This window comes from Polyangiaceae bacterium, assembly GCA_020633205.1.
Classification (GTDB): domain Bacteria; phylum Myxococcota_A; class Polyangia; order Polyangiales; family Polyangiaceae; genus JAHBVY01.
In genome coordinates, this window is record JACKEB010000010.1 from 714,355 (window position 1) to 739,681 (window position 25,327).

At 65.0% G+C, this 25,327-nt stretch carries 23 protein-coding genes; 11 read left to right on the top strand and 12 right to left on the bottom strand.

Annotation, left to right across the window (positions count from 1 at the left end; translation table 11 throughout):
* Positions 1-4: 4 nt before the first annotated feature.
* Complete coding sequence (locus H6718_02865; protein ID MCB9584308.1) at positions 5-856, bottom strand: tetratricopeptide repeat protein; 852 nt, start codon at positions 854-856, stop codon at positions 5-7.
* A 264-nt stretch (positions 857-1,120) separates the two neighbouring features.
* On the opposite strand from H6718_02865, the gene H6718_02870 reads away from it, so the two are divergent.
* From H6718_02870 to H6718_02885, 4 genes are all read left to right on the top strand, one after another.
* Positions 1,121-2,017, top strand: coding sequence for a 3-hydroxybutyryl-CoA dehydrogenase (locus tag H6718_02870; protein MCB9584309.1), 897 nt, complete (start codon positions 1,121-1,123; stop codon positions 2,015-2,017).
* 27 nt (positions 2,018-2,044) lie between these two features.
* Positions 2,045-2,836 carry an enoyl-CoA hydratase/isomerase family protein gene (locus H6718_02875; GenBank protein ID MCB9584310.1) on the top strand — a complete coding sequence of 264 codons (792 nt, stop codon included), beginning with the start codon at positions 2,045-2,047 and terminating at the stop codon, positions 2,834-2,836.
* Between the two features lie 145 nt (positions 2,837-2,981).
* Positions 2,982-3,758, top strand: coding sequence for a MerR family transcriptional regulator (locus H6718_02880; GenBank protein MCB9584311.1), 777 nt, complete (start codon positions 2,982-2,984; stop codon positions 3,756-3,758).
* A gap of 96 nt (positions 3,759-3,854) precedes the next feature.
* On the top strand, positions 3,855-5,678 hold the full coding sequence (locus H6718_02885) for a hypothetical protein (GenBank protein MCB9584312.1): 1,824 nt from the start codon (positions 3,855-3,857) through the stop codon (positions 5,676-5,678).
* Positions 5,679-5,761: 83 nt separating this feature from the next.
* Here the strand turns inward: H6718_02885 and efp are convergent, their stop codons facing one another.
* The gene (gene efp / locus H6718_02890) at positions 5,762-6,331 is read right to left on the bottom strand and encodes an elongation factor P (GenBank protein ID MCB9584313.1); all 570 of its coding nucleotides are present in this window, start codon (positions 6,329-6,331) and stop codon (positions 5,762-5,764) included.
* 291 nt (positions 6,332-6,622) lie between these two features.
* Here efp and H6718_02895 point away from each other — a divergent pair, with 291 nt between their 5' ends.
* Positions 6,623-7,483, top strand: a complete 861-nt coding sequence (locus H6718_02895) for a tetratricopeptide repeat protein (protein MCB9584314.1) — start codon at positions 6,623-6,625, stop codon at positions 7,481-7,483.
* A 12-nt stretch (positions 7,484-7,495) separates the two neighbouring features.
* Here the strand turns inward: H6718_02895 and H6718_02900 are convergent, their stop codons facing one another.
* Complete coding sequence (locus tag H6718_02900; protein ID MCB9584315.1) at positions 7,496-8,683, bottom strand: polysaccharide deacetylase family protein; 1,188 nt, start codon at positions 8,681-8,683, stop codon at positions 7,496-7,498.
* A 109-nt stretch (positions 8,684-8,792) separates the two neighbouring features.
* On the opposite strand from H6718_02900, the gene H6718_02905 reads away from it, so the two are divergent.
* Both H6718_02905 and H6718_02910 read left to right on the top strand, forming a co-directional pair.
* A complete protein-coding gene (locus H6718_02905; GenBank protein MCB9584316.1) occupies positions 8,793-9,509 on the top strand; it encodes a sigma-70 family RNA polymerase sigma factor in 717 nt (238 codons plus the stop codon).
* Positions 9,506-10,759, top strand: coding sequence for a hypothetical protein (locus H6718_02910; protein ID MCB9584317.1), 1,254 nt, complete (start codon positions 9,506-9,508; stop codon positions 10,757-10,759). Before H6718_02905 ends, H6718_02910 begins: the two co-directional genes overlap by 4 nt.
* Before the next feature lie 19 nt (positions 10,760-10,778).
* On the opposite strand, the gene H6718_02915 is transcribed toward H6718_02910, so the two are convergent.
* The gene (locus H6718_02915; GenBank protein ID MCB9584318.1) at positions 10,779-12,098 is read right to left on the bottom strand and encodes a hypothetical protein; all 1,320 of its coding nucleotides are present in this window, start codon (positions 12,096-12,098) and stop codon (positions 10,779-10,781) included.
* Positions 12,099-12,338: 240 nt separating this feature from the next.
* Here H6718_02915 and H6718_02920 point away from each other — a divergent pair, with 240 nt between their 5' ends.
* From H6718_02920 to H6718_02930, 3 genes are all read left to right on the top strand, one after another.
* The gene (locus H6718_02920; protein MCB9584319.1) at positions 12,339-13,070 is read left to right on the top strand and encodes a TetR/AcrR family transcriptional regulator; all 732 of its coding nucleotides are present in this window, start codon (positions 12,339-12,341) and stop codon (positions 13,068-13,070) included.
* 34 nt (positions 13,071-13,104) lie between these two features.
* Positions 13,105-14,115: a ferritin-like domain-containing protein gene (locus H6718_02925; GenBank protein MCB9584320.1), complete on the top strand. Its 1,011-nt coding sequence runs from the start codon at positions 13,105-13,107 to the stop codon at positions 14,113-14,115.
* 113 nt (positions 14,116-14,228) lie between these two features.
* A complete protein-coding gene (locus H6718_02930) occupies positions 14,229-14,984 on the top strand; it encodes an alpha/beta fold hydrolase (GenBank protein ID MCB9584321.1) in 756 nt (251 codons plus the stop codon).
* A 27-nt stretch (positions 14,985-15,011) separates the two neighbouring features.
* Here the strand turns inward: H6718_02930 and H6718_02935 are convergent, their stop codons facing one another.
* From H6718_02935 to thiD, 3 genes are all read right to left on the bottom strand, one after another.
* A complete protein-coding gene (locus H6718_02935; GenBank protein MCB9584322.1) occupies positions 15,012-16,562 on the bottom strand; it encodes a 3,4-dehydroadipyl-CoA semialdehyde dehydrogenase in 1,551 nt (516 codons plus the stop codon).
* A 94-nt stretch (positions 16,563-16,656) separates the two neighbouring features.
* Positions 16,657-17,241: a hypothetical protein gene (locus tag H6718_02940; protein MCB9584323.1), complete on the bottom strand. Its 585-nt coding sequence runs from the start codon at positions 17,239-17,241 to the stop codon at positions 16,657-16,659.
* Positions 17,242-17,283: 42 nt separating this feature from the next.
* A complete protein-coding gene (thiD, locus tag H6718_02945) occupies positions 17,284-18,114 on the bottom strand; it encodes a bifunctional hydroxymethylpyrimidine kinase/phosphomethylpyrimidine kinase (protein MCB9584324.1) in 831 nt (276 codons plus the stop codon).
* A 132-nt stretch (positions 18,115-18,246) separates the two neighbouring features.
* Between thiD and H6718_02950 the strand changes: the two genes are divergently transcribed.
* A complete protein-coding gene (locus tag H6718_02950; protein MCB9584325.1) occupies positions 18,247-19,194 on the top strand; it encodes a hypothetical protein in 948 nt (315 codons plus the stop codon).
* Here H6718_02950 and H6718_02955 read toward each other — a convergent pair.
* Genes H6718_02955 through H6718_02975 form a run of 5 tightly spaced genes read right to left on the bottom strand, consistent with a single transcriptional unit; the run spans position 19,184 to position 25,285 of the window.
* Complete coding sequence (locus tag H6718_02955) at positions 19,184-20,872, bottom strand: hypothetical protein (protein MCB9584326.1); 1,689 nt, start codon at positions 20,870-20,872, stop codon at positions 19,184-19,186. The genes H6718_02950 and H6718_02955 overlap by 11 nt on opposite strands.
* Positions 20,869-22,275, bottom strand: coding sequence for an MATE family efflux transporter (locus tag H6718_02960; GenBank protein MCB9584327.1), 1,407 nt, complete (start codon positions 22,273-22,275; stop codon positions 20,869-20,871). Before H6718_02960 ends, H6718_02955 begins: the two co-directional genes overlap by 4 nt.
* On the bottom strand, positions 22,272-22,745 hold the full coding sequence (locus tag H6718_02965) for a hypothetical protein (GenBank protein ID MCB9584328.1): 474 nt from the start codon (positions 22,743-22,745) through the stop codon (positions 22,272-22,274). Before H6718_02965 ends, H6718_02960 begins: the two co-directional genes overlap by 4 nt.
* Positions 22,746-22,749: 4 nt before the next feature.
* Positions 22,750-24,288 carry an AMP-binding protein gene (locus H6718_02970; GenBank protein ID MCB9584329.1) on the bottom strand — a complete coding sequence of 513 codons (1,539 nt, stop codon included), beginning with the start codon at positions 24,286-24,288 and terminating at the stop codon, positions 22,750-22,752.
* 13 nt (positions 24,289-24,301) lie between these two features.
* Positions 24,302-25,285 carry a bile acid:sodium symporter gene (locus H6718_02975; protein MCB9584330.1) on the bottom strand — a complete coding sequence of 328 codons (984 nt, stop codon included), beginning with the start codon at positions 25,283-25,285 and terminating at the stop codon, positions 24,302-24,304.
* Positions 25,286-25,327: the final 42 nt, after the last annotated feature.

Genomic DNA, 25,327 nt, shown 5'->3' on the forward strand with positions numbered 1-25,327 from the left:
GAAACTAGCGTTTCTCCTTGACTTCCGCGGCCTTCCTAAGGTGCTGGAGCAGCTGCCGCTGACGGGCGACCACCCGCCGATTCGCCCCCAACTCAGCCCCCCGATCGAGGGCTTGCTCGGCCTCGTCGTAGCGGCCGAGGCGTAGCAATGCCCAGCTCTGACCCAGATATCCCGGAGCAAACCGAGGGCGGGCCCTGAGCAGCGCGGTGTAGTGTCTCAGCGCAACGCTCGGTTGGTCCGCCTGAACTGCCAACGACGCCAGGCCGAGGTGGTTCTCCACCGCGCCAGGATCGGCCTGGAGCCCGCTCGTGTAGGCCTTCCGCGCACCCGATAGGTCCCCTAGTTGAGCCCTTACCAGCCCGAGCGCGTGCCAGGTCTCAGCGTCCCGCGGGTCGCGCCGGGCCGCTTCCTCGAGGCGTGGTGCCGCAAGCTCTACTTCTCCCCACCGCGCAGCCCGTAAACCTCCCGTCTTCGGCCCACGAGGGTCTTTGGGGGCGACCTCCGTCGCCGCGTCATAAAGTGCGAGGGCTTCTTCGTAGCGGTGGCTCAGCTCGAACGCATGTCCGAGCTCGATGTACGGCAACGCGTCACCTTCTGGAAGCTGCTGACGCAGCTCTTCCGTTTGCTCACGGGCCTCCCCAAGCTGACCAGACGCAGCAAGCACGCGGATCAGCAGCTGGCGCTCAGGGATCGCCCCGGGGTGCTGCGCGAGGTGCTCCCGCAGTAGGCGAGCAGCTTCGCCGTAGTCCTTCCGATCCATGGCGACCGCCGCACGCTGACGGACGGTCGGCTGCACGCCAGCGCAGGCGACGCTGAGCACGCTGCTCACGCAGAGGATGGCGATTCGTCGCTTCACGGCGTGGAGTATAGGCACGATCCCGAGGGGCACCCCAGGGGATCGATGCCAGCATTGAACGTGCTCTGCCGGGCGCCGACCAATTCCGCGAAGAAACGCGAGCGGGGGTGTTTCGGGACGGCCCCGGGCGAGCGCAGGAGACCGATCGCCGCGCCTCCCCCCAAGAAACACCAGGCGTGGCCCTGAGGAACGCTGAAGCGCATGACGCAGTGGGCAACGAGCATGAGCCTTGCCCGCGCCGGCGCACGCGACTACGCCCGCAGCATGTTGGCAAAAGACATCCAGCAAGTAGGCGTGATCGGGGCGGGCCAGATGGGCGGAGGAATCGCTCAGGTCTGTGCCGCGACCGGTCTCGAGGTCAGGCTCAGCGACGCGACCGTGGAGCGCGCCCAAGGCGGCAAGGACAAGATCGGCAAGATCCTCCAGAAGCAAGTCGACAAGGGCAAGCTCGAGGCGAGCGCGCGACAGGCGCTGCTCGATCGCATTCAGCCGGTTGGCGGCGTGGCGGACTTCGGCAACTGCGACCTCGTGGTGGAAGCGGCGACCGAAGACGTGGAGACCAAGATCCGTATCTTCAAGGCGGCCGACGAAGCGATGAAGGCCGGAGCCATCTTGGCCTCCAACACCTCGAGCATCTCCATCACGCGCTTGGCCGGCCAGACCAGCCGACCCGAACAAGTCATCGGCATGCACTTCATGAACCCGGTGCCGCTGATGAAGCTCGTCGAGATCGTGCGTGGTGTGCAGACCAACGCAGACACCATGAAGACGGTGGGCGAGCTCTCCGAGCGCCTCGGCAAGACGGTGATCCACAGCAAGGATCAGCCAGGCTTCGTCGTGAACCGCATGCTCGTGCCCTTCCTAAATGAAGCTTGCTTCGTGCTGCAAGAGGGCCTCGGCACACCGGAAGACATCGATCAGGGCGCGAAGCTCGGCCTGAATCATCCCATGGGGCCGCTCGAGCTCGCCGATTTGATCGGGCTCGACACGCTGCTCTTCATTGCCGAGGTGCTGCATCGCGAGTTCGGCGACGACAAGTACCGCCCAGCGACGCTGCTCAGGAACCTGGTCGCCGCTGGCTGGTACGGGCGCAAGGTGGGGCGCGGCTTCTACGTCTACGACGAGCGCGGGCAGAAGACGGGCCGCGCCTTCGAGCACTGAATTATTGTTGCTACAAGGAAACAGAAGATGAGCTACGAAACACTCCTGGTCGAGCGCTCCGCGGTGGAAGGCGGAGGCGAGATCGTGCACTTCGTGATCAATCGGCCCGAGAAGCTGAACGCGCTCAACCCTCAGGTGCTGAGCGAGCTGTCGAGCGCGGTGGACACGCTGAGCGCAGACACCCGGGTGGTGATTCTGCGCAGCACTGGGGACAAGGCCTTCGTCGCCGGCGCGGACATCTCGGCGATGAGCGAGATGAGCGTACCCCAGGCCAAGGCGTTCACCGATCAAGGTCACGCGTTGGGGCGCAAGCTCGAGGGCCTGCACTGCCCGGTGATCGCCCAAGTTCAGGGCTTCGCCTTGGGCGGAGGCTGTGAGCTCGCCTTGGCTTGCGACTTCATCTATGCGTCGGAGAAAGCCAAATTCGGCCAACCCGAAGTCAACTTGGGTCTGATGCCTGGCTTCGGCGGCACCCAGCGCTTGAGCCGCAGAGTGGGCCTCGGAATGGCGCGGGAGTTGGTCTACACGGGCCGCCAAATCAAGGCAGACGAGGCGCTGCGTATCGGTTTGGTGAACGCGGTGTTCCCGGCGGAAGAGCTCGCCGCAAAAGTGCTCGAGACGGCCAAGCTCATCGCCAGCAAGGCGCCGCTCGCCGTTAGCGCCAGCAAGCGCGTGTTCGAACGCGGCTTCGATGCGGATCTGATCACCGCCAACGAGCTCGAGGCGATGGCTTTCAGCGCGCTCTTCGGCACCGAAGACCAGCGCGAAGGCACCAAAGCCTTCGTTGAAAAGCGCGCAGCAGCCTTCAAAGGCCGCTGATCCCGCGCAGCCGCGAGCGGTGACAATTCAGCGTCGAGCGGGTTTGGGGGAGAGGCGAGCCAGGTGCAAACGCGCTCCCCCACTCACCTCCCAGCAGCGAAAAGCTTGACGGTCACGGGTCGCCACGAATACCTCCTGGAGTTCAATGTCCGCGCGCAAGAGCAAGTCCGAAGCACCCGAGCTGGTCAAGATGTCGACCTTGGCCAAGCTGAGCGGCGTGCCCGCGGCGACCATCAAGCACTACCTGCGGGAGGGGCTCCTGCCACCGCCGGCCAAGCGCACCAGTCGCAACATGGCCTTCTACGACCCGGAGTTGGTTGGGCGGATTCAGAGCATCAAAGCGCTGCAACGTGAGCACTTCCTGCCCCTGAAGGTCATCAAGGACATGATGGAAGAGGGGCACGCGATGGTGGAGAGCGAGGCCACCACGGCTGCCAGCATCGCGAAGGTGCTCCAGCGCTCGGCACCGAAGCACAGCCGCTCGCGCGCAGAGCTCTTGGACGGCGGCGTCGCCGAAACCGATCTCGAGATGATGAAGGCGCTGAAGCTGGTCGCGCCGGACGGCAGCGGCAGCGAAGAAGAGTACAGCGGAGACGACCTCGAGCTGCTGCGCCTGCTGGGGCGCGCCCGCAAGGTCGGTATCAGCCCGGAGATGCTGCCAACGAATATCCTCGCGGATTATCTCGAGGCGATCCGCGCCCTCGTGCGCACGGAGCTCGCGCTTTTTCGGGCTGGCGTAGTGCCGCTGGCCGGCGAGAGCCTGGGAGAGCTGGCGGAAGACGCAACGGAGCTCTCCGAACAGCTCGTGGTGCTGATCCGCCGACGGCTGCTGCTGCCCACCTTGCGCCAGCTGGAGACCGAAAGCGCCAAGGCCAAGCCAGCCAAAAAGAAGGCAAGCAAAGCAACGAGCCGGAAACGCTGAGCGATCCTCGCCCAGGCTGGAAACTCAGCCGGCTGGAAACTCGGCCCGCCCGCGAAGAATGCACGCGGCCCGGGCGTTCTGCTAGTAACCGCTCCCATGACCGGCTCTCAGCATGCTCCGCTAGGCGTCACCGCACGCGCGCTCCGCCGCCCCCAGCTCCTCGCTTGGGTCCTCGCCCTGTCTGGAGCACTCGTCGGCTGCAACGCTTGCAGCGAAGACGCCCCGTACACGCCGTTCACGGTCGGCTCGAGTAGCGCGAGTTCCGTCGCGGCGGCGACGGGCAGCGCGGCGCCTGACGCGGCACCCAGCAGCGAGCCGATGCCAGAGCCACCCTTCAAGGGCAAGGCGGCGCTCAAAGCCCCGGCTCAGGCGACCAAGTGGAAGATCGCTGGCATGGAAGTGAGCGCGCCGGACGGGCAAGTCTTTGAACAGGCCCTGGAAGCGGACTTCGATGGGGACGACAAGGCGGACGCCATCGCCTGGTCCGTCGCTCAGGCGCCAGGCAAAGGCGCGGCGGGTACCCTGACGTTCTTCTCTTCCTCGGGGAAAAGCAAATCGCTGACGGACTTGCCCGGCTTCGTCCCGACGGGTCCGGAGTGCAGCCTCACGACGAAGCTCGACCAAACGGGACCGAAGACGGTGACGTTGATCACCCGCGCTGCCTGCAAGGCCGCGCTGATCCCCCGCTCACCCGTTGGGGCACTCACGGTGCTGGCACCTGGGGCGGACAAACCGAAGCTCATCGAGCTGCGCCTCGCAGACGTCGTCCCCGGGGAACGCCGTCAGATCCAGATCGACAGCACCGACCACGACAACGATGGCCTCGACGACGTGAGCTTGAAGCTCCGTCTGGAGCGAGGCAGCGTGAACGCGACGGCGAGCTTCGCCTGGTACCAGCGCGCTCAAGGCACCGCGCGCGACGACTCGGAGCCGCGCAAGAGCCTGGACGCGGCGAGCTACGGCGCGCTCAGTGCAGCCAAAAAGAGCGGCAACAAGGCGCTCCCGCAGATCCGAGCGCTGCAGCGCCTGTGGGTCAATATCTGCTCGGAGAGCGCGACGCCGCGGCTCTTCGACGGCGAGGGCAACCCCATCTCCTGCCACGCGGAAACTGTTCTCGCGCGATTGAATGAGGCCGAGGCCCAAGCCGCACTCCACGACAAGCAGCCCGCGCTGGCGCTGGCGTTGCTCGAGCGCAATGGCTGGCTCGGGCACTTCGAGCCCAAGACCCTTGCGGCACTGGACAAAGCCGCTCGCGGCCAGCTCACCGAGCGCGGCGTGAAGCTCAAGCGCCTGAGCGTGAAGGCGCTCTCTCGCGGTCCTGAGCCACGCCTGAGCCCGCTGAACTTCGAAGACTCTGGGTCGCTGTTGGTGCAGACGAGTGAAGGTGTGAAGCGGGTGAGCACCAGCGGTGAGGTGAGCGACGCGAGCGAGGAAGTGGACGCCTGGCCCCTCGCCGTGAAGAACGAGAGCGGCGTCGTGAGCCGCATCTCGACGCCTTGCGATGGTGCGGAGGTGTTGCTTGGTCCCGCTCAGGGGGACGCCAAGCCGACCGGCATTCTCTCCCCTCGCCCCGGTGCGTGTAGTCTGAAATCCAGCGTGCCAGAGCTCAACCTGGTGGTGCTCGGCAGCGACGACAAGGGCCTCGAGGGTTTCCTTGCGGGAACGCATATCGGGCCACAAAAGAGCCGCGCGGAGGTCGTGATGCGACCGCATCAAGCGGGCACGGCGCGCGCCCCCGATGGCAAGTCCGAGGTGTTGCCGCTGAAGGCGGGGGTGGCCGTGATCAACGATCAAAAGCCAGAGCTGTGGACGGCCAGCGGGCTCGACGCAGCGGGCCTCGGCGACTGTGTCGTCGCCAGCAAAGGCAGCGCTGTCGCTTGCGTCGAGAGCTCGGGCAGTGTGGTGTTCCTCACCCCCTGATCAACCGAAGGCCTGCGGAAGCATGAAAAAAGCGCCCATCCCAGACTCTGGGAGGGCGCTTTCGCCATTTCTGAAGATCCGAATCAGGCGTTCGGGTTCTTCACGCGCTCTTGGTACTCACCAGTGCGCGTATCCACGCGGACCCAGTCGCCCTCGTTGATGAAGAGGGGGACGTTGATGGTGGCGCCGGTGGAGATGGTCGCGGGCTTCTGCACGTTGCTCGCGGTGTCACCCTTCACGCCCGGCTCGGACCAGGTGATCTCGACGAGGATGTGCGGCGGCAGGCTGATGTTGATGGGGTTGCCCTTGTAGATCAGGATGCTGACCTCGAGGCCGTCGATCAGGAAGTTCTTGGAGTCGCCCACCGCTTCGGCCGGCACGCTCACCTGCTCACCCGTCGTGGCGTTCATGAACACGAACATGTCGCCTTCCGGGTAGATGTAGCTCATCGACTTCTCTTCGACGTCCGCCGGATCGAAGCGCTCACCCGAGCGGATGTTGCGCTCGAGCACGCCACCCGTCAGGAGGTTCTTCATCTTCGTGCGGGTGAAGGCCTGGCCCTTGCCCGGCTTCACGAACTGGAACTCGACAACCACGTACGGCTGTCCGTCCCACATCATCTTCAGGCCCTTCTTGATGTCACTGCTATCCATGTCGTCGAAGCTTCGCTAGGGGCAGCCCCGGCTGCCGGTGAGGGAGCAGGCCACCCAAAAGAGCGGCCAGGGGAGCCGGGGTCTAGCCGCGGATCGCCCGACGTTCAACCCCCAAGCTCGGCCAAGACGCTGCGGGTGGCGGCAGTTCAAATGCCTCCATCCGGAATATCCAAGGGGTTTTGACAGGTTTCAGTGGGTCAGGAGCACTGTCAGGCGGCGCTGGAACTCGCCAAACTCGCTGGCGGGCGCTTGCGTGGCCGCCAGCGCCGCGATACTTCGGAGCCGCACGTGATGGATGAGTCAGGACGCGAGCTCGAGGAGCTTCGACGCGAAGTGGTGGAGAGCCGCTCGCTCACCATCAAGACCAACAATTTGGTCAACGCGCTCGCGGCCGACCTGAAGAGCATGGCCAAGCGCCAGCAACAGCGCGAGCGCGGCGTGTGGCTGAACAACGCGACCATCTACGTGGTGAGCGTCGCGGTGCTGCTGGTGGTGCTGAAGATCGCGTGGGACGCGCGAGTCGAAGCGGTGACGTCGTCCGCGAACACGCGTCTCGCGCGGCTCGAAGGTGTCGAAGCCGAACTCGAAGCGCTGAAGAGCAAGAGCACCGGTCGCGGCGAGTCCAGCAAGACAGCCGGAGAGCTGTACGAGCTGGTGCGCGCCAACAAGCAGAAGGAGCTGCTCGAAAAGTGGCCCGATGCGCAGAAAGCGAACCTCTCGAAGACTGAACGCTCAATCTTCGAAGACGCCGTATCCAAGGCGCGATCGGATCTGTCACTGGTCGCCTACCAAGAAGGCTTGGACCATGTGCGCACCGGCCGCTGGCACGAAGCGCGAACGGCCCTCGAGGAGAGCCTGCGCCTCGACTCGGGCGCGGCTCACAGCCCTCAAGCTCAGTACAACCTGGCGTTGGCTCTGAAGAACCTCGGGGATCAGCGCAAGGCCATCCCGATCTTGATGAAGCTCTCGGAGGCCTCCTCCGATCGCGAGGTGATGGACGACGCGCTGTGGCTGCTCGCTCAGTCGCAGATCGACATCAAGGCGTGGAACGACGCGAAGAGCACCTTGCGGAGCTTCATCCGTCGCTTCCCGAAGAGCCCGTACATCAACGACGTGCGCATGAAGGCGGCGGAGATCAACCTGCAGCACTGACTCCGCAGTCGCTCACTTCGACGCCGGGCGCGCCGCCATCATCGCCTGACGCAGCGCCTGCGGGCCGCAGCCATATTTGGCTTCACTGTAGCTATCGAGGCTGACGACTTGCCAGTCTTCCTGCTTGTCGAGTTCGCTCAGGTAGGTCTCGAGCGCATCCTTGCGGATATAGTCATGGAGCAGCACCACACCGCCGCGGCGAGTGCTCCGACGCAGATTGTCTCCTAGCGCCAGCGGGTCGTTGCGCACGCCGTCCACGGTGTCCCCGGACGCGTCGTGCCACAGCACATTCAGAAAGCCAACTCGCTCGAGCGCCTCGTCGTTCAGCTTGCGCAGGCGCCTCGGTGCCCCGAGGTAAGGACCACCGCCCGGCGGACGCGAATAGACGATGGGGTAGCGACGCGCGCTGTCGTCCACGTGGCTCACCACCGGGTAGCCGCGCTCACGCAGGAGCTCGAAGTGCCGCGCCTCCCACTCGGGCCACTTCGTGCGCAGCTCCGTGCCCGACAGGTAGCGCCCCTCGGCGACGCCGAACACCCGCTGATAAACCGCCCGGAAATCTTCGGGTGAGGTCGCGACGAGGGCAAGCTCGATGAGCATCTGCGTCGTCTCGTGCTGTCCCTGGATGTAGCCAACGCTGCGGCCGTTGTCACGAAAGGACATCTCCACGTCGTGGTTGTAGCTGTGGGAGCCGATGGTGTGGCCCTGCTCCAGCATGCGTTGCACCAGGTGAAAGGTGTTCGAGCGGATGTTCTTCCCCACGAGGAAAAACGTCGCGGCGTAGCCGTGCTTCTCGAGCAGCTTCAGCACCCGCGGGGTGTGATTGACTGTCGGTCCGTCATCGAAGGTGAGGATCACCTCTCCAGCGGTGTGCGCGTCGTCGCGATAGAAGCCGTGGGGCAAGCTCGACGCCGGCAGCACGCACGGCGTTGGAGGCGCAGCCGACGCGACCTCGACCTGCTCGGCGGTGGGGTCGGGTGAACGATCCTCCGGAACAGACTTCTGACGGGCGCCGCTCGGCTCCTCCAGCGCGTGGCGCTCGGGGACCTCGCTGAAGCGGGCCGGCGCCTTGGCGGAAGACTCAGCCGCGCTCGAATGCGCTCCGCTCGGGTTTGGGGGGGAGGCGGGCTGTCGCTGAACTGGGGCACAACCCAAGGCGAAATTCAGAGCCAATAGACAACAGGCGATGGGGCGCTTCATGATGCCGGGGCTACGCCCATGCGTGACAGCGAATCCTCTGAGATTCTCAAGACCTAGGTCATGTCACGGTGCTCCGTATCCCTCCCGCAATCGGTCTGATCCCCGCCTCATGCCTCCCGAACTCGTCGCCCTCAATCCGCGCCTCCGAAGCCTGGCCAACGCCAGCGAAGCGGAGCTGCTCGGCGCGGTGGCGGGCGGAGGAGACGCGAGGCGAGCGGCTCAAGCCGAGTTCTATTCACGACACGTCCACTACCTGTTCGCCGTGCTCGTGAAGCAACAACACCGCCTGCGCAGGGTGGTTGGCATCAGCGCGGAGGACCTCGTGCAAGATACCTTTCATCGCGCCTTCAGTCGCGCTCACACCTTCTCCGCTGACGGCATCGAGGATCCGGATCACCTGCGGCGCCGCACTCGAGCATGGCTCGGTCGCATCGCCCAGAACCTCTTGATCGATGCCGTGCGGCAATCTAGCGAGATCGCCGACAGCGCGGCCCTCGAACGCCTGGAAGACGAGCCACCCCCGAGCTCCCGACCGCCGCCCGACTCCCAGCGTCCGGTCGCGGAGCTCAGCCCCGCGGAGCGCATGACGCGCGCCTTCCAGCGCCTAAGCGAGCGCGAGCAAGACGTACTGCGGGTGAGTGCCCTCTACTACCGTGCGGGCGACGAACACCAGAGGCTGCCAAACGACGTGTCCCAAGAGCTCGCCAAGCGCTGGCAGACCAGCAACGAAAACATCCGAGCTATCCGCAGTCGAGCCTTGAAGAAGCTCAAAGGCTGGGTCGAAGAGCTCGAAGCGTCTGGCCTCCAAGGAGCTGAGGCCCCATGAGCGACTCGAAGAACACGGACCTCGAGCAGGAAGAAGCTGCGCTCTTGGCACAGCTCAGCGATGCCCTGGGAGAGACAGGCGAGCTGCCGCCGATCAGCGATGCGGAAGTCGAGGCGTTTGAAAAGGGACTCGGAGCAACCGAGCTCCCGGAGCACTTGCGCGGCTACCAGCCTCTAGACCCTGAGTCAGAAACGCCGGGGGCGGCTCCCGAGTCGAGCCAAGAAATGCCCCAGCGCGGCGCCTTGGTGGACCTCGCAGCGGCTCGGCGTATCCGTGCAGAAAAGGCGGAGAGCAAGCGCGGAGGCTGGGTGAGTCACCTGGTCGCGCTTAGCATCGGCGCAGCCGCAGCGACCGCCTTGTTCATGACCCGCCAGCCGACGACGCAGAGCGGCGGCCTGCCTTCGAGCGAACCCGTCGAGAAGCAGCCGGACGCCGCCGTGGATGCCGGGCCGCGCATCAAGCTGACACTGCCGAGCGCGTGTCCCGAGCCGTGCTGCGCTGGTTCGAGCTGCGAGAAGCTCGACTTGCGCTCCACGCCGCCCGCAGCTCCGGGGAGCGAGCCCGGCGCGAGCCTCAAGACTTGCAGCTCCGGGCGAACCTGCGTCAGTTGCAACGCGGACGCCGACGCGCGCTATCGCGTGCGCACCGGCGGCTTTATCCCCACGGAACAAGGCAAGGAACGAATCAAAGGCGCAAAGCCCGGGCAGCTGGCGTTGTGCTTCCGGGGTGGTAGCTCCGCCGAACACTGTGTGGACGCGCACCCCAGCAAGGATCAGGACCAAAGCTGGCGTGATCTGCCGTTGGTGGTTGGCGGGAGCGACTTGATCGGCGGGCTTGCAGTGGAGGTGCGTTATCGCGGGGCGAACAAGCCGCTCGGCACCTGGCAGAGCCCAATCAAGGTCAACCCGACGCTGCTCTGCAACGGCCTCGCGGTGCGCGTGAAGGATGAGAAGGGCGAGCTCATCGGCAGCCTTTCAGCCTTCTTGATGGACACGCACTATGTGGACCTTGGGCGAGCCACATCGGTGAGCGAGCTAGAGAGCCGCGCACAGCACTTCGAGCTGAGCGGGATGCAGGCTTCGATCTACGAGCTGAACACCACCACCAAGCAACGCTTCAGCCTTGCCCTGGGCCCGTTCAGTGAGGCGCGCGCCGAAGAGCTGCGCTGGCAGGTGTTGAAGCAGTCCGGCGAAGCAAAGGTGACCATCGGCGCCGAGCATCAGGGCAAGGGGCGAGTGCTGACTCAGTAACCCGAAGCTCGCTGGCAGTTCATGGGTCGTTTGGCAGCGCCACGACCCTCGGCGCCTGCCACCAGCCCTGCTGAGCAAAGCCCGGGTTCGGACCGAGCAGCACCACCGTGTAGTTCTTCTCGTTCTCGAGGGTGATGCCTCCGAGGGCCGCCTGCCAGTTCGTGGTCACGCCCGGCGTCGTGGCCCCGTAGGCAAAGACTTGGAGCTCCACGCCCGATAGCGGAGAACCGTAGCTGGACGCCGGATAGTCTAGGTTCGGGGGTCGCGGGGCGATGCGCCCAAAGACGATCCGCGAGGCAACGGAGATGGGGCTGCCGCTGGCTTGCTCCGTCGGTACAGAAAGTAGATCCGACTCGCCCGCCGCGGCGGAACCGTTGAAGAACTGCACGCCGCTACGCATCGGTTGAGTGATCCGACTCAGCTCCACCACCGAGTTGGCGAGCGTCGGGGTCACATCGGAGTAGCCCTTCCCGCAGATTGTCTCCTCGGACGCGTCGCTGAAGCTTGGCCCCCCCATGCAGCCGCTGAGCAACATCAAGTAGCTGCGGTCAGCCAGGAGGCTTCCGGGAGGTATCATTCCCAGGCGCGCAAAGCGCAGTACCGGCGGCGGAATACTCGCATCGCCACCAGCGTCTGAGCCACCAGCGTCTGAGCCGGCACTCGCGTCGCTTGCGGCCGTGCCCGCGCTGCCCGCGCTAGCATCAGGAACCCCGGCGTCGACTCCGCCCGCGCCTGCCGCACCCGCGGCGCCGTCGGCAGCCCCTCCGCTGCCACTGGCTCCACCACTGCCGCCGCTGCCGCTGACGCCTCCGCTACCGCTGGCGCCTCCGCTACCGCTGGCGCCTCCGCTGCCACCCGCATCAGGCCCGCTGCCTTGAACGAGCTCGAGCGCGCGGGCGCAGTCCAAGTTCCCGAGTAGCTCGAGTTGCCCGGCAAAGGCGAACGTCTCGAAGCCTTGAGTCGCAGGCTGCCATGGCAGGTCACTCACATCGAGAATGGCTCCGTACGGTAACCCGCTAGCAGGTGATGGCGTGCCGATCCATGCGTCGTCGCCACTCTCTAGTTTCACGCGGAAACACAAGCGGACGCGATCGGCGTCGACCATGCCATTGAGCACTCGCAGACGAAACGCTCCCGATGGCTCGGTTGGTGCGTCTGGGGCAGCGTCTCCACCGCCGGCCCCAGCGTCCCCTCCGCCGCCAGCTCCGCCTTCACCAGCCAAGCTGCCCCCACTGCCCCAGTCACGCTTACTGAGCGACTCGTGGTCGGTGGTGCAAGCGCCTGCCAGCGCGACGCCTGCAAGCACCAAGGCCACTCCGGGAGCTACGCGAAAGACCATCTCGATCCGTTCTACAACGCAGCTCCGGCATTCGCAGCGCCTCGCCCACTCCCGCAGGATCGCTTTTCCCGCTTGAAGCCTCAGGACTTGGGGGGGAGGCACGCCGGTTGCTCGTTGGGCCTGACGCGACCCATGAAAAGCACACAATTTCAGCGATTTATACCGATGCTCAGGCTCACCGGCGCGAGCCTGCTTGACGCAGGAGCCGCCACACCTATGCTCCGTCGAATGAGAACTGACATGTCAGTTCTGGAGAAACCAGATCTCGACGCGGACGCGCCGCGCTCCAGCAAAGCCAAGAAGCGCACCTACAAAAGCGCCGAAGCGCGGCGGCAGCAGATCCTGCAGTGCGCCCTCGAGGCGTTCTCGGAGCGCGGCTACCACGCGACCAGCATCGGGGAAATCTGCGAGCGCGCGCGAATCGGCCGCGCGACGCTGTATCAGTACTTCACCGACAAGCGTGACGTGCTCGTTGCGCTGCTGGAAGGGATCTACTCAAAGGTCGTCCAGGCGGTGGAAGACCGTCAACGGCTGAGCCTAGAGCGGGCGCTCTCCGAGGCGCGAGGTAGCGACACGAGCGTCCACCGCGTTGGGTCGAGCGGCATGCCCACGCATGAACAGAGCATCGCCTTCATGCGCGCGCGCTTCATCGCCTTCTTGTCTCTGGTTTTCGAGGACGAGGCCACCACGCGGCTGATCTTGCGTGCGGCTCGGGGTGCCGATGGCGTCGTAGACGAGCTGCTGGGGCGCCTGGACGCGGTGGTCATCGAGTCGATTGAGCAGGAGCTGCGACTAGCCATCGCCGCAGGCATCGTGCGCGACCTCGATGTGCCCTTCGTCGCGCGCTTCTTCGTGGGCGGCTTGGAAAAGGTGGTGCTGCGCGCCATCGATGAAGAGCGCCCGCTGGACATCGAGCAGATCGCCGAACAGGCCGCGCTGCTCGAAGGCATCGGTATCCTTACGGCAACGTAACAACTGAACACTTCAGGCAAGACACGAGGACCCCATGTTCACGATGAGCAACAAGCGAGTCTCCACTGCCTCCGCGAGGGAGCGCGCGGCAGCGTTCCCTCCATACGAGATGCTCGATGCGGTCGCGAGCGGCATCGCTGAAGCAGACAGCAAGACGCGCAAGCTCGAGCGGCTTTACCACCTCACCCAGAAGCACTCCTGGGACGGCCCGACCGTCTTTGGCGAGCTGATTGAGCGCTACGGCGAGCCGGGCGCCAATATGGCTCCGGAACTCCGGGAAGGGCTGTCGCGTATCCTCACGGTGTTGATGTGGGGCGAACTCGCAGCGTGGAACATCAGCGCGGATCTGGCGCTGGAGATCCCCGACATGGACGCCAAGATGGCGGCAACCGCGCAAGTCTTCGACGAAGCCCGACACTTCTATGTGTTGAGGGACTACGTGACTCGATTGGGTCCCACCCCGGCAATCGGGGGGCTGCCGACACGGCTCTTGCGCAAGGTGCTTCAGGCGCCGACGCTGGCGCAGAAGCTCGTTGGTATGCAGCTCCTGTTCGAGACGAATGCCGTCGTCATGTTCCGCCGCATCGGACAAAGCGAAGTGTGCCCGATCCTCCATGAGTTGCTCCCCTACTTCGAGCGGGACGAGTCCAGGCACGTCGGCCTCGGCGTGATGTACCTCCCTCGCCTGATCGAGCGCATGTCTCGCCTCGAGGCGTTTCGCACGGCGCGCTTTCAGTTCGAGTGCACGATGCTGCTCCTCACCTCTGGGTTCACCTTCCACAAGGACTTCGAGCTCTTGGGCATGGATCCTCGCCAGATGGCGGAGCGCGTTAGCAACATGCAGGACGAAATCGTGCAGCAGATGGCTGAAGCCCATGGCAGCCAGATCCTGCGCGCGGTCCTCAGCCCGAAGGGCGGCGTGGGGCCGTATATCAAGGACTTCGTGCATCCTGAAAAGGGCCTTGCTCAAGCGCCTGAGTGGCACCAAAGGGTCCACGCGGGTATCACCAGCGCAGCCCACAGCTTGGACCGTGCGCTGAGCTGAGTACGTTTTCCCCACAGAAATAGTTTATGTACGTCGACGTCTCATCCAAACCTGGCCGCCCCATACGCCTCCACTACGAAGTCAGAGGCCCCAGCAGCGCCCCTCCATTGCTGTTGATTCGCGGCCTCGCCCGACATTTGTTGCATTGGGGGAGGTTGCCGGAGCTCCTGGAAGACGACTTTCGCGTGGTGCTATTCGACAACCGCGGCATGGGGCGTAGCGACGTCCCAAGGCCCCCCTACACCACGGCGCGCATGGCGGATGACGCCGCGCTCGTCCTAGAAGCCGCAGGCTTCGAACGCGCGCACGTCTTCGGCATGTCGCTGGGAGGCATGATCGCCCAGGAGCTTGCGCTGCGGCATCCGGCGCGGGTCGAGCGCCTGGTGCTCGGGTGCACGCGGGCGGGCCCGGGCACCGGACCGCGCATCGCCCCGAGAACGGTGCTCGCGATGCTCGGCGCGGGCCGTTTCAAACCGGACGAAGCCATAGCCCGCACCGCTCATATGGCGCTTGGCGAGCAATTCATCGCCGAGCATCCCGAGGTGATCGAAGAGTGGCGGGAGCTAGCCCGCAAGCACCCACCCGCACGGGCGGGCTTCCTGGGCCAGCTACTGGCGGGGGCGCTTCACGACACACGGCGCCGCTTGAGCCGTGTGGTTCAGCCAACGCTGGTGATCACTGGCGACGCCGACAACCTGATCCACGCGGATCACTCTCGCTTCTTGGCCAGGCAGATCCACGGAGCCGAGCTCGAGGTGCTGCCTGGTGCAGCCCACGACTTCACCACGGAGCGTCCGGCCGCGGCAGCTGAGTTGCTGAAGCGCTTCCTGCTCGCAGAGCATCAAGCGCGGTCCGCCGCCGCCGAGTGATTCGCGCGGCGCGCCGGGCGATGCGGGTCAGCCGCCAAGGTAGCGCGCGATCAGCGGACCGTTGCCCTGAACTGCCGTGCGCTGTTGATACAAGCCGAGCCCTCGCAGCCCACCCAGCTCTTCGCCGCCGCCAGCGCGGCCCGGACCGCCGTGCAAGAGCTGCGGCATGACGGTACCGGGTCCGGGAGCGCGATCGGCGACCTTGGAGTCAGTGACCACAACTCGACCGTTGAAGGGCAAGAGCTCCTGCAGGAGTTCTCCGGTTAGCTCCCGGTCGTCGCCATACACGCTCGTAACCAGGCTCCCAAAGGCGGAGCGCACCAGCGCTGAAGCTTGCCCCACGGAACCATCGTAGGGGATCAGGGTCGCGACCGGGCCGAAGGCTTCGATGTGGTGAACCGGATGCTCGGGACCGGCGTGTTCCACCTCTAACAGGAGCGGCGCCACGAAGGCTCCCTTGGCAGCGTCGGCGCCTTCCAGGTGAAAACCATCGAGCTTGCCCCAGGCGATCTTCGAGGCCTCCAGAAGCTTGCCAATAGCGGCACGCACGTCGACTTGCTGGCGTTTGGTCGCGAGGGGTCCGACGCGCACGCCTTCGATGCTCGGGTCGCCGACACGCGTCTCGCTGAGTCGCTCCGAGAGCGCTTCGCGCACGCGCTCGAGATCGTCCTGGGGCACGAGGATGCGGCGAATCGCGGTGCACTTCTGGCCGGCCTTCTGCGTCATGTCCCGATGCACGTCGCGAATGAAGGCGTCGTACGCTGCGTCCTTGGCTCCCGCGAGCAAGATGGCTGCATTCAGGCTATCCGCTTCGACGTTTACCCTCACCCCCCGATCCAGGAGGTTTTCCATTCCGCGGATCCCCCGCGCCGTATGACTGCTCCCGGTAAACGCCACCACGTCGCTCCACGTCAGGTGAGAGAGCAGGTCGCCTGGATTTCCGCACAGCAAAGATAGCGCCCCAGCGGGGACATCCGCCGCGTCGATCACGGCCTTGAAGCTCTTGTAGGCGGCGAGCCCCGTGGCCGTCGCTGGCTTCGTGAGTACCGGCATGCCGGCGAGCAAGGCGCACGCGGCCTTTTCCGCCCAGCCCCAAGCTGGGAAGTTGAAAGCGCCGATGTGAACCGCCACCCCGCGCAGAGGGATCCTCACGTGTCGCCCTTGCAAGCGCGAGCCGGTGCCGATGTCGATCGGCTCACCGTCCTCGAGCAAACGTCGGTCACCTAGTTCTTTTCCGAGCTCCGCGTAGGCCATCAAGGTCCCGGAAGCTCCATCCAGGTCGAACTTTGCGTCGCTACGGGTGTTGCCACAGCTCGCTACCCCTAGCTCGATCAGCGGCTCGCGCTGAGCATGCAAGGCCTGGCTCATGCGCTCGAGTAGTGCTCCACGCTCAGCGAAGGTGAGCGCGCGCAGAGCCGGTCCGCCTACTTCCCGAGCGAAGCGCAGCGCTTCGCCCAGGTCGAGCCCCTGGGAAGAGCAGCTCGCAACGAGGTCGCCCGTCGTTGGGTCGAAGAGCTCGCTCGCGGCTCCTTCACCGCGCACCCACTTGCCCCCTAGATAACTCTCAAGGATCTCCACGTAGACCTCCGAAACTGCTTCTCGCCAGTGCATGTGGCGACCGCTGCACGTCTCAACCAGCGCGGCTGAACGGTCAAGCGAAGTATGTTGCGGCTCACAAGGGCAGCAGCTCGGCGTAGACGATGTCCGAGGAATAGGCCGTGTCGAAGCCACACTCCGTACGGATCGCCGCGGCGCTGACGGTGGCCACTTCGCTTGTGTTGATGAAGGACAACTGCTCGAGCTGGGTGCCTGCGGGCAGCACGCACGGCGCGCCCGTCTGCGCTTCATTCGCGTAGAAGTGGCTGTCTTTCATCAGCACGTCGATCCCAGAGCCGTATGCGTCAACGGCGCAATCGGACGTGAAATCCTGGTCTTTGATCAGGCCCGTAGAGAAGTCGTCGTCGAGCTTGCCAGCGTTGCCGTCTTTGTAAGCGACGTAGCCGCGCCATTTGTCGAAGGAAGGAGACACCAGGAACTCGGTTCCGGCGGGCGCGTAGAAATCGTCGAGGCTGTTGCCGCTCCAGGTTCCCGCTGCCACCGCAACTTGGACGTCCAAGTCGACCAAGAGCGTGCCCTTGCAGTAGCCGCCAAACTCCGAAAGGTCGATGCCGCCGCCCCCGCTGCCAGAGTCGTCGCTGGACCCGCATCCGGCAGCAGCAAGCCCAAGCAGCATCGATACGGCGATTCGCTTCACCATCAGTTCCTCCTCAGCTCGGGAACGCCCCACCAACAGGGTAATTCAGCTGGACCCCGAGCGCCGAGGAAAGAGCGGATGTGAGTGTCCCAGGGGACCCCGACCATGACCAAACCCTGGGGCATGACGCAGCGCTGCGAGGACATAGTCGCGAGCTCGTGCGACGGCGTGGCGCAAGGTGTGACCTTCTCCGATGCCACAGGCGATCGCCGACGCCAGGGTGCATCCCGTTCCGTGAGTCGAGCGCGTGTCGATGCGCTCGCTCTCGAACCAGTACTCCTCACCGTCAGCCGTACGCAGCAGGTCTCGCACACGCTCCGTCTCGAGGTGCCCCCCTTTGACGAGCACGGCCCCAGCACCGCGACTCAGCAGCGCATCCGCTACCGCGCCAAAATCATCCCAAGTTTCCACATGGATACCTGTCAACGCGATCGCTTCAGGTACGTTCGGCGTGACGACAGCAGCGCGTGGCAGCAGATCCTCCACGATGCTGCGAGCGACGTCGGAGTCTGCCAGCCGACCGCCGGAGGTCGCGACCAACACTGGATCGACGACGATGGGGATTTGCGAGCTACGGAGGGCCTTGCACACGGCTTTCACTGCGCCGCGCGTGGGCAGCATCCCGGTCTTGATGACGTCCGCACCGATATCGCTCAGCGTGACCTCGATTTGACGCTCGACGAGCCATCCCTCGATCGCCTCAACCTCAGCGACCTCGAGGGTGTTTTGTGCGGTGATGGCGGTGATGGCGGTCATCGCGTAGCCACCAAGCATGCTGACGGTCTTGATGTCAGCTTGAATGCCTGCTCCCCCGCTCGAGTCGCTGCCAGCGACGATTAGCACGCGAGGCGGTGCCTCCTCTTGCTCCTGTTCCATGACCGCCAGAGACCGCAGCTACAGCAAGAAATCAAGCAAGGGCTGAGCGAACGGGTCCCGAAGTGTTGACGTGAAATTCGCTCAAGGACCCTCAACGACGGCCGTTCACTGCCATGTCGGAGGACCATCCGCATGGACAGCACCTACCCCAGATCGGCTCTGCTGAGTCTTCAACCGACGGCCAACACGGCGGTACCGCGAGCTCCCCGACGCGGACGGAGACCGCTGGGAGTCGCGCTGGGGGCGGTTGCCCTGATCGGTCTAGGATCGATAGCGCAGGACAAAGCTGAGCCTCCTCAGGCCCAGATCGTCAGCGGCGCCGCCGAGCTGCGCTACACGGAGACCGGGTACCCTCAGCGCTGGGCCGCCAAGAGCCTCACGCTCAGCGTAGAGGCCGACCTCTCTAGGATTTCTCCGGACGCCGTGGGAGCGGCTTCTCGAGCTGTCGCCGTTTGGCAAGAGCAAGCGGAGCTGCCGCGAGTCTCACTGGAGAGCGAAGCGCCAGCAGAACAGAGCGAAGACGACGCGGAGGTGCCGCGCCTCGACGCCGCGGATCTAGTTCCCGACGGAAAAAACACGATCGGCTACCGACGCCTGAACCTGCCGGGTCACCGTAAGGATCTAGCAATCACCGTTGCCTACTCCGACCCACGAACTGGTGAGGTGGTCGAGGCGGATATCTACGTCAACGCGCGCCGTGACTTTGGGATGCTGAACGAAAGCCGGGAGGTCGTTCCTAGCTGCGCGACCACGAACTCGAGCAGCCAGTGTGGAAGTCGCTACGACCTCCAGAGCGTGCTCACTCATGAGCTCGGGCACTTTTTCGGGCTGGGCGAGGACGTCGCCGACCCGTTGAGCACGATGTATGAGTGCACCAGCGCGTGTGAGACTCACAAGCGAGCGCTGACACCACCTGACCAGCTCAGCGCGGCTGAGCTCTACCTCGCGGCATCCCCTGAGGAGCCGCAGGCCGGTGGCTGCAGCGTGCGGTCTAGTCGCACACCTTCCCCAATCACCTGGACACTGCTCGCGGGCTTCGTGCTGCTGGTCGCCCGCCGACGGTCCCGCACTAGAGCGTGATCGGCGCCGTTGCCCGCGGCGGACGCGAAGTGAGCAATCGGATCGCAGGCCGCGCCGACAGCCGATGACCATCGAGCGCGAGCAGCCGCGCGTCGGCCGAACGCGATACGCCGGGCCGCAGGATGGCCGCACGGAATTTTTCTCCGCGCTGACGCGTGAGGGGTAGAGCCGCGTCAACTGCGCCTGATTGGCCCAACAACCAATCGACGACCGCATAGGCCAAGAAGCGCCCTGCGAGCGCCGCTGGCTCCATGCCGGGACAATTCGTAAGCCGGGGATCCGTCGCCCAGAAGACGGGCGCATTTAGCCCGGTGAGGCGCGCCGAAACCTGCCCCGCGAGTCGGTCCAGATCCTGCTTGGGATTTGCTAACGCGCGGCGCTCGAACGTCATCCAAGCAATGCTTTGACGCAGCTCGAACAGGCTCCGAGTACGAAGCGCGTGGCCGACACGGAAAGCTTGGCGCGCGGGTAGCTTCGCGTACCTCTCGAGCATGCGCTGGTCCATCAACAACCCCGCAAACACCTCGGGGATGGCGCGGTCGAAGGTCGGCGCCGCCAGTCCCGGTAGCCAAGGGTAGCCCTTCAACACGGGCTCTGACTCCGCCACATAGTTGAACTGAGCAAGGCGCCCGAGCTCCAACATCACCATTCGCCAGTGCGCGAACCCCTCAGCGGAGCGTACCAACGGCCTAAGCCCCGCCGGGATACTGACGGGCAGGCTCAACGCTTCCCCAAGGCAATAGATCGATCGCGCGCCGGTCCCAGCGTCAATGTGGGTGAGGTTGCCAATCGAGCGCGCCAAAGCGTTCAGACCGAGATCCGTCGCCACGCCGTGAGCCAGTTCACTGGCCTGCTCTCGAGGAAACCAGCGCACAGGCAGCGTGGTGAGACGATCCAGCGCCAGGGCAGAGTCGTAGGGAGCGTAACTACCCCGACGGCGCCCCACACCAACTCGCATCATGCGTTGTAGCGACCGAGCGACGCCGCGCGTCTCGTCGTCTGTCGCGCGCACGAAAGCTTGCGCCAGCTCCTCCAGGCTCGAAAGCTGAACGCGGCGTACACGCAGCAGCGCCTCGTAGTAGTCCTCCCCGAGCTCTCGCGCCCGTGCCTTACGCCGATGGAGTAGCTCCTTTGCGATGGGTGCGGACCGGCGCTGAAGCTCGGTGAGCGCCTGCACGGCCAGATCACGCTGCTGCGGTTCTTTGGCTCGCACCATGGCATCGACCTGATCGCGCTCGAGGGACTCCTGGCCAACGCTCACGGGCGCTTGTTGGGCTGCTCTGAGCCTTCGCTCGAGCGCGGTCGTTTCGGCGTCTTCCAGCAGAGCACCGCCCAGTGCACCGAGCTGCCAACTCCGGCTAGCCGCCGGGGGGAGCAGCGCTTCGTGATACTCCAGAAGGCGCTCGGCCCGGGTCAGCAAGCGCGCCTCGCGAGCGCGACAGTCCGCCAGGCGGCGTTCGCCATCCGCCTGATGCTCGAGGGCACGAAGTACTGCGCCAGCGTGGTCAATCATCAGCGCTTCATACTGAAGGCTGAGCTTCGTCATCTGTTGCCGAGCGGATTCACGGTCGGGCACCGCTTCAAAGGGCGCTGGGCGCGCCTCAGGAAGGCACCCAGGCAGTACCGCGCCGACGGAGACGCTCGTGAGGAAACTCAAGACTTCCCTACGGGTGGTCATCGCGCAAGCTCTCCACGGGTCGCCGATATCTGTTGTAGATCGACGCCCCGTCCCCAGCGCCCAGCGCGAAACGCCAGCACCGACCAAATCGAGCGAGCGATGTGATCACCCACGAGCACGCTCCACACCCAGACCACGCTCGCGCCGTGAGTCGCGAAGAGATACGCCAGCGGAACTCGGATCAGCCAGTTACCCAGCGCGGCTCCCATGAACGGCGTCATGGTATCCCCCGCGCCGCGCAACGCGCCAGAGAGTGTGAAATGGACTCCCATGAACGGCTGCGCGATGGCCAGTGTCAGGAGGAAAGGTACGAGGTCCTCCAGGATCGCCGTATCCGCCGTGAAACCGCGCGCCAGGCTTCCCCGGAGAAACGCTACCAGCACGCCGAGAAAGGCCATGACGAGCAGCGCGAGGCGCACCGATCGCCACCCAGACTGCCGCGCGCGGGCGACGTCTCCTGCACCCAGGGCCTGTCCAACCAGGGTCGCTGCGGCGACGCCAAAGCCCAACCCGGGGATCCAGGAGAAGGCGAGCAAGCGCACTCCGATCGCGTACGCCGCGATCGCCGCTCCGCCGTAGCCCTTCGACAAGATGGCGAAGTAGGTGAGAAGGGCGACGTTCATCACCATTCGCTCTCCCAACGCCGGGAGCGCCACGCGACCCATTTCCCCCAACACCCCCCGATTGGAGGCCAGCGCTGACAAGCTCGGAGACAACCGCTCCCCTCGCGGCTCTCGGTCCACCCGGCGGGCTAGCCAGTACACCCCGAGCCCGGCGGCATGCGCTGCCAGCGTCGCGATGCCGGCTCCCTGTAGGCCGAGCTTGGGCAATCCGAAGAGCCCGAACACCAGGAGCAAGTTGAGACTGAGCTTCGTGACGCCAGTCGCTGCCACCGCGAACAGCGGCACCCGGGTGTTCTTGCGCGCGCGATAGGCGCTTTCGATGCTTGCGTCGGCCGCGACGAGCAGTGTCCCAGTAATTACCAGTCGGAAATAAGGAACAGCTAACTCAATGACCTCGGGCGTCGCGCCGAGGATCGCGAGCGGTACGCTTGGCGCGGACCATACGACAAGCGCAACCAATCCCGATAGACCCAGGCTGAAGAAGCAGCCCGCGGTGAACGCCGCGCGCGCGCGCTGCAAGTTGCCACCGCCCACAGCGCGAGCCATCAAGGCGACACTGGCGATCGCAATCGCCTGAAGCGAGGTCACGATCAGGTGGACGTACTGCGCCGAGTATCCAACCGCAGCGACGGAGTCCCGCCCAAGACGCGAGAGCATCGCGATGTCGATCAACTCGATCGCGTTGACGACCAGCAACGAGACGATGACCGGCCAAGCCATCCGACGGATCTCCTGATCGATCCGCTGACGCCGCTCACGTTCGTCGTTGGGTGCGCTCACTGCGATGGCTCACAGCTCGGAGGAGGTTCCCCGACACCGCAGACCGTACCAGTGCATTCCCACTCTTGGGTGTCGCAACGCCGGAAGCAGCGCAGCGCACACCAACCGTCATCGCTCGCAGCGTCAGCCGCGGCAGCGTCTCCTGCGCTAGCGTCTCCCGCGGCAGCGTCTCCTGCGCCAGCGTCACTGCCGTCGACCACGTCCACATCACCGGCCGCGTCGACACTGGCGTCAGGTGGGGCGGTTGAAGAGGTCAGTGTGCAAAGCACCGCGCTTGCCTGCCCGCACGCTGGGCCGGGGTAAGGCGGGAAGTCCCCTCCCGCGTCGACTTCGACCGTCTCGTCGTCATCAAGGGTGATTGGGATGTTGCTCTGCACGATCTCGCACCCCACGCTGGCGAGCAAAGCAGCGCTCAGGCTCAGCGCTACCACCAAGCGGCGTCGCGTAAGATGAGAAGCGGGATCGGACATCAGTTCAAGCGCGGCCCAGCTGGGTCGCTGCCAGCTTGCGTAGCTCCTTCTTCATGATCTTGCCCACCCCATTTTTCGGAAGCGAGTCCACGAAGAACAGATGGGCCGGGGTCTTGTACTTGGCGAGGTGGGCCTGGGCGTGCTGAGTCAGCCTGGCAGCCTCGAGCTTCGCTCCAGAGCGCAGAACAACGTACGCGGCCACCTCTTCGCCTAGCACCTCGTGGGGTACGCCGACGACGGCGCACTCCTGAATCTCCGGGAGTTGATGCAACACCTCCTCGACGTCCTTCGGGTAGACGTTGAATCCGCCCCGAATGATCAAGTCCTTCTTGCGTTCCACGATGAACAAGTAACCGTCGTCGTCGAGGTAGCCAACGTCACCAGTAAACAACCAACCGTCTCGAAACGTCGCCTGGGTCTCCGTTGGCAGCCCGAGGTAGCCGGGGCTGATGTTATTTCCGCGCGCAATCACCTCTCCAAGCTCTCCCCGCGGCACTGGCGCGCCGTCGTCATCCACGATGCGCACTTCCACACCCTCCATTGGCAACCCGGTGGAACCGGCTTTCCGAGGATGGCCCTCGCGATCGATGGCAATTCCCGGACACGCCTCCGTGAGGCCATACCCGGTGTACATGCGTCCTCCAAACCGCTTCTCAAAACGGACGAGTTGCTCCGAAGGCATTGGCGCGGCGCCAACCAACCAGCGCTCGACAGTGCTCGTGTCTACCAGTCCCCCGGCTGCCTCGAGCGCATCCGCGCACGCCATCAAGCCGATGTACATCGCGGGCACGCCCGCCATCGCTGTAACCCGATGCTCGCGGATGGAGTCGAGCACCAGCTTCGGGTCGAACCAGCGTATCAAGACGCTCTTGCCCCCAAATAGGTAGCCTCCCACCAGGACCCCCAGCCCGAAACTGTGCGCGAGGGGTAGCACCAACAAGCCGACGTCCTTCGAGCCATCTCTGCCTGAGGAGGCTTGAGAGTTGCGGGTCGCCGCCACCAAGTTGCCGTGGGTCTGCATGACCCCCTTGGGGCTCCCCGTCGTCCCGCTCGTATACAGCAGCACCGCTAGGTCCGAGTCTTTTCGCGACACAACCGGCAATCGTTTCCCCGTGGCAATGAGTTCTGTAAAACTCATGTGTTCCGGTCCCGAACTACCTGCGACGAGGATGTGTTCGAACACCGCACCGCACTCCTTGGCGGCCTCGACCTTCGGCAACAGCTCGGTGGTGGTGATCAGGATCTTGGCGCCGCAGTTCTGCGCGATGAACGCGATCTCGTGAGCCTCGAGCAGGAACAGCACCGGCACGGCAACTCCACCCGCGCGCCAGATCGCCGCGTAGCTAATCAGCACCTCGGGGCGATTTGCCATCAGCAGCAGCACTCGCTCCCCGGGAGCAAGCCCCAGCTCCGCGAGCGCACCCGCGAGGTGCTGACTCTGCTCGTGGAGCTGCAGGTTAGAGAACCTATCCGCGTCAAAGATCAGGCGCTCGTAGACGCCGAACTGTTCCAGGTTCTGCTCAGCCAGGCTCGCGAGGGTCATCCCCCCCAGGGTATCAAGGCATGCGCGCTTCCGCAGCGGGGAGCGGTATCGCGCGGCCCACCCAGCCAATCACCCAAACCATCGGGACCGTGATCAGGATGCAGGGCAGCACCACCCCTGGGCGCTCCGGGTAGAAAGCCAGCGCGTACGCCACCGCCAGGCCGTTGTTGACGTAAACGCAGTTACAACCGAACGCGACCGCATCCTCGCGACCCATGATGCGCCCCGCGAGCGCTCCCGTCCCAAGGAATGCCAAGCTGGTCAAGCTGACCATGACCAGGACCGCCAACAAGCCGCTCAGACCTTGCTCGAACCAGCGCGCGCGGGTGGCGCTCGTCGCCAGGAAGATCAGCGCGAGGAGGGAGACCAGCGCCAGTGGCGTGAATCGTCCTTGCTGCCGCGCGACCCAGGGCGCTGCTGCTCGGCGGGTCACTTGCGCGGCGACGAACGGAACTCCAAGGAGCACGGCGATGTAGCTGACGCGGGCTGCGACTTCGGACGGCGTGAGAGCATGAGCCTGAGCTTTTCCGAGCAAGCGAGGCAGCTCGAGGCTCAATGGCACACTAACTGGTGAGAGCAGACTCGTCGCGAGCAGGACCAACAGGGCCAGGGCGACGTTTCCGCGATGCACATCGGCGAATGCGACGCTCGACATCCCCGCAGGCATCGCCGCGAGGATCAACAACCCAAGGCGGTCATCCTCAGGGAGCCACAGGCTCGAGATGAACACGAGCAGCGGCAAGCCGAACAACTTCACGACGATGAGTGCTGTCAGGCGCCGCGCGGCGCGCGGCCTCCGTAGCTCGACCAGCACTGCCCGCGGACTGACCTTCAGGCACGTGAAATAGAGCACCGCCCCCAGGCAAACTGGAATCGCTTGCCGGGCCATTTCCAGAGGGATTTCAATCAGCAATCCCAGCCCGAGTAGGCAGTAGGCCAGCAACCAAAAGCGCTCCGTCAGGAGGACACGGGCGCGCGCGAGGACAGTCTCAGACACGAGCGTCCTCGCAGTGGCAACTCATCGAACGTGCTGGCGCGC

What these genes read in the sequence shown, in the direction of transcription:
- efp (MCB9584313.1), bottom strand. Translation starts at nt 6,331, where the DNA reads ATGGATAGCAGTGACATCAAGAAGGGCCTGAAGATGATGTGGGACGGA.
- H6718_02920 (MCB9584319.1), top strand. Translation starts at nt 12,339, where the DNA reads ATGTCAGTTCTGGAGAAACCAGATCTCGACGCGGACGCGCCGCGCTCC.
- H6718_02910 (MCB9584317.1), top strand. Translation starts at nt 9,506, where the DNA reads ATGAGCGACTCGAAGAACACGGACCTCGAGCAGGAAGAAGCTGCGCTC.
- thiD (MCB9584324.1), bottom strand. Translation starts at nt 18,114, where the DNA reads ATGGAACAGGAGCAAGAGGAGGCACCGCCTCGCGTGCTAATCGTCGCT.
- H6718_02870 (MCB9584309.1), top strand. Translation starts at nt 1,121, where the DNA reads ATGTTGGCAAAAGACATCCAGCAAGTAGGCGTGATCGGGGCGGGCCAG.
- H6718_02880 (MCB9584311.1), top strand. Translation starts at nt 2,982, where the DNA reads ATGTCCGCGCGCAAGAGCAAGTCCGAAGCACCCGAGCTGGTCAAGATG.
- H6718_02875 (MCB9584310.1), top strand. Translation starts at nt 2,045, where the DNA reads ATGAGCTACGAAACACTCCTGGTCGAGCGCTCCGCGGTGGAAGGCGGA.
- H6718_02940 (MCB9584323.1), bottom strand. Translation starts at nt 17,241, where the DNA reads ATGGTGAAGCGAATCGCCGTATCGATGCTGCTTGGGCTTGCTGCTGCC.
- H6718_02970 (MCB9584329.1), bottom strand. Translation starts at nt 24,288, where the DNA reads ATGACCCTCGCGAGCCTGGCTGAGCAGAACCTGGAACAGTTCGGCGTC.
- H6718_02895 (MCB9584314.1), top strand. Translation starts at nt 6,623, where the DNA reads ATGGATGAGTCAGGACGCGAGCTCGAGGAGCTTCGACGCGAAGTGGTG.
- H6718_02915 (MCB9584318.1), bottom strand. Translation starts at nt 12,098, where the DNA reads ATGGTCTTTCGCGTAGCTCCCGGAGTGGCCTTGGTGCTTGCAGGCGTC.
- H6718_02965 (MCB9584328.1), bottom strand. Translation starts at nt 22,745, where the DNA reads ATGTCCGATCCCGCTTCTCATCTTACGCGACGCCGCTTGGTGGTAGCG.
- H6718_02925 (MCB9584320.1), top strand. Translation starts at nt 13,105, where the DNA reads ATGTTCACGATGAGCAACAAGCGAGTCTCCACTGCCTCCGCGAGGGAG.
- H6718_02950 (MCB9584325.1), top strand. Translation starts at nt 18,247, where the DNA reads ATGGACAGCACCTACCCCAGATCGGCTCTGCTGAGTCTTCAACCGACG.
- H6718_02955 (MCB9584326.1), bottom strand. Translation starts at nt 20,872, where the DNA reads ATGACCACCCGTAGGGAAGTCTTGAGTTTCCTCACGAGCGTCTCCGTC.
- H6718_02885 (MCB9584312.1), top strand. Translation starts at nt 3,855, where the DNA reads ATGACCGGCTCTCAGCATGCTCCGCTAGGCGTCACCGCACGCGCGCTC.
- H6718_02905 (MCB9584316.1), top strand. Translation starts at nt 8,793, where the DNA reads ATGCCTCCCGAACTCGTCGCCCTCAATCCGCGCCTCCGAAGCCTGGCC.
- H6718_02900 (MCB9584315.1), bottom strand. Translation starts at nt 8,683, where the DNA reads ATGAAGCGCCCCATCGCCTGTTGTCTATTGGCTCTGAATTTCGCCTTG.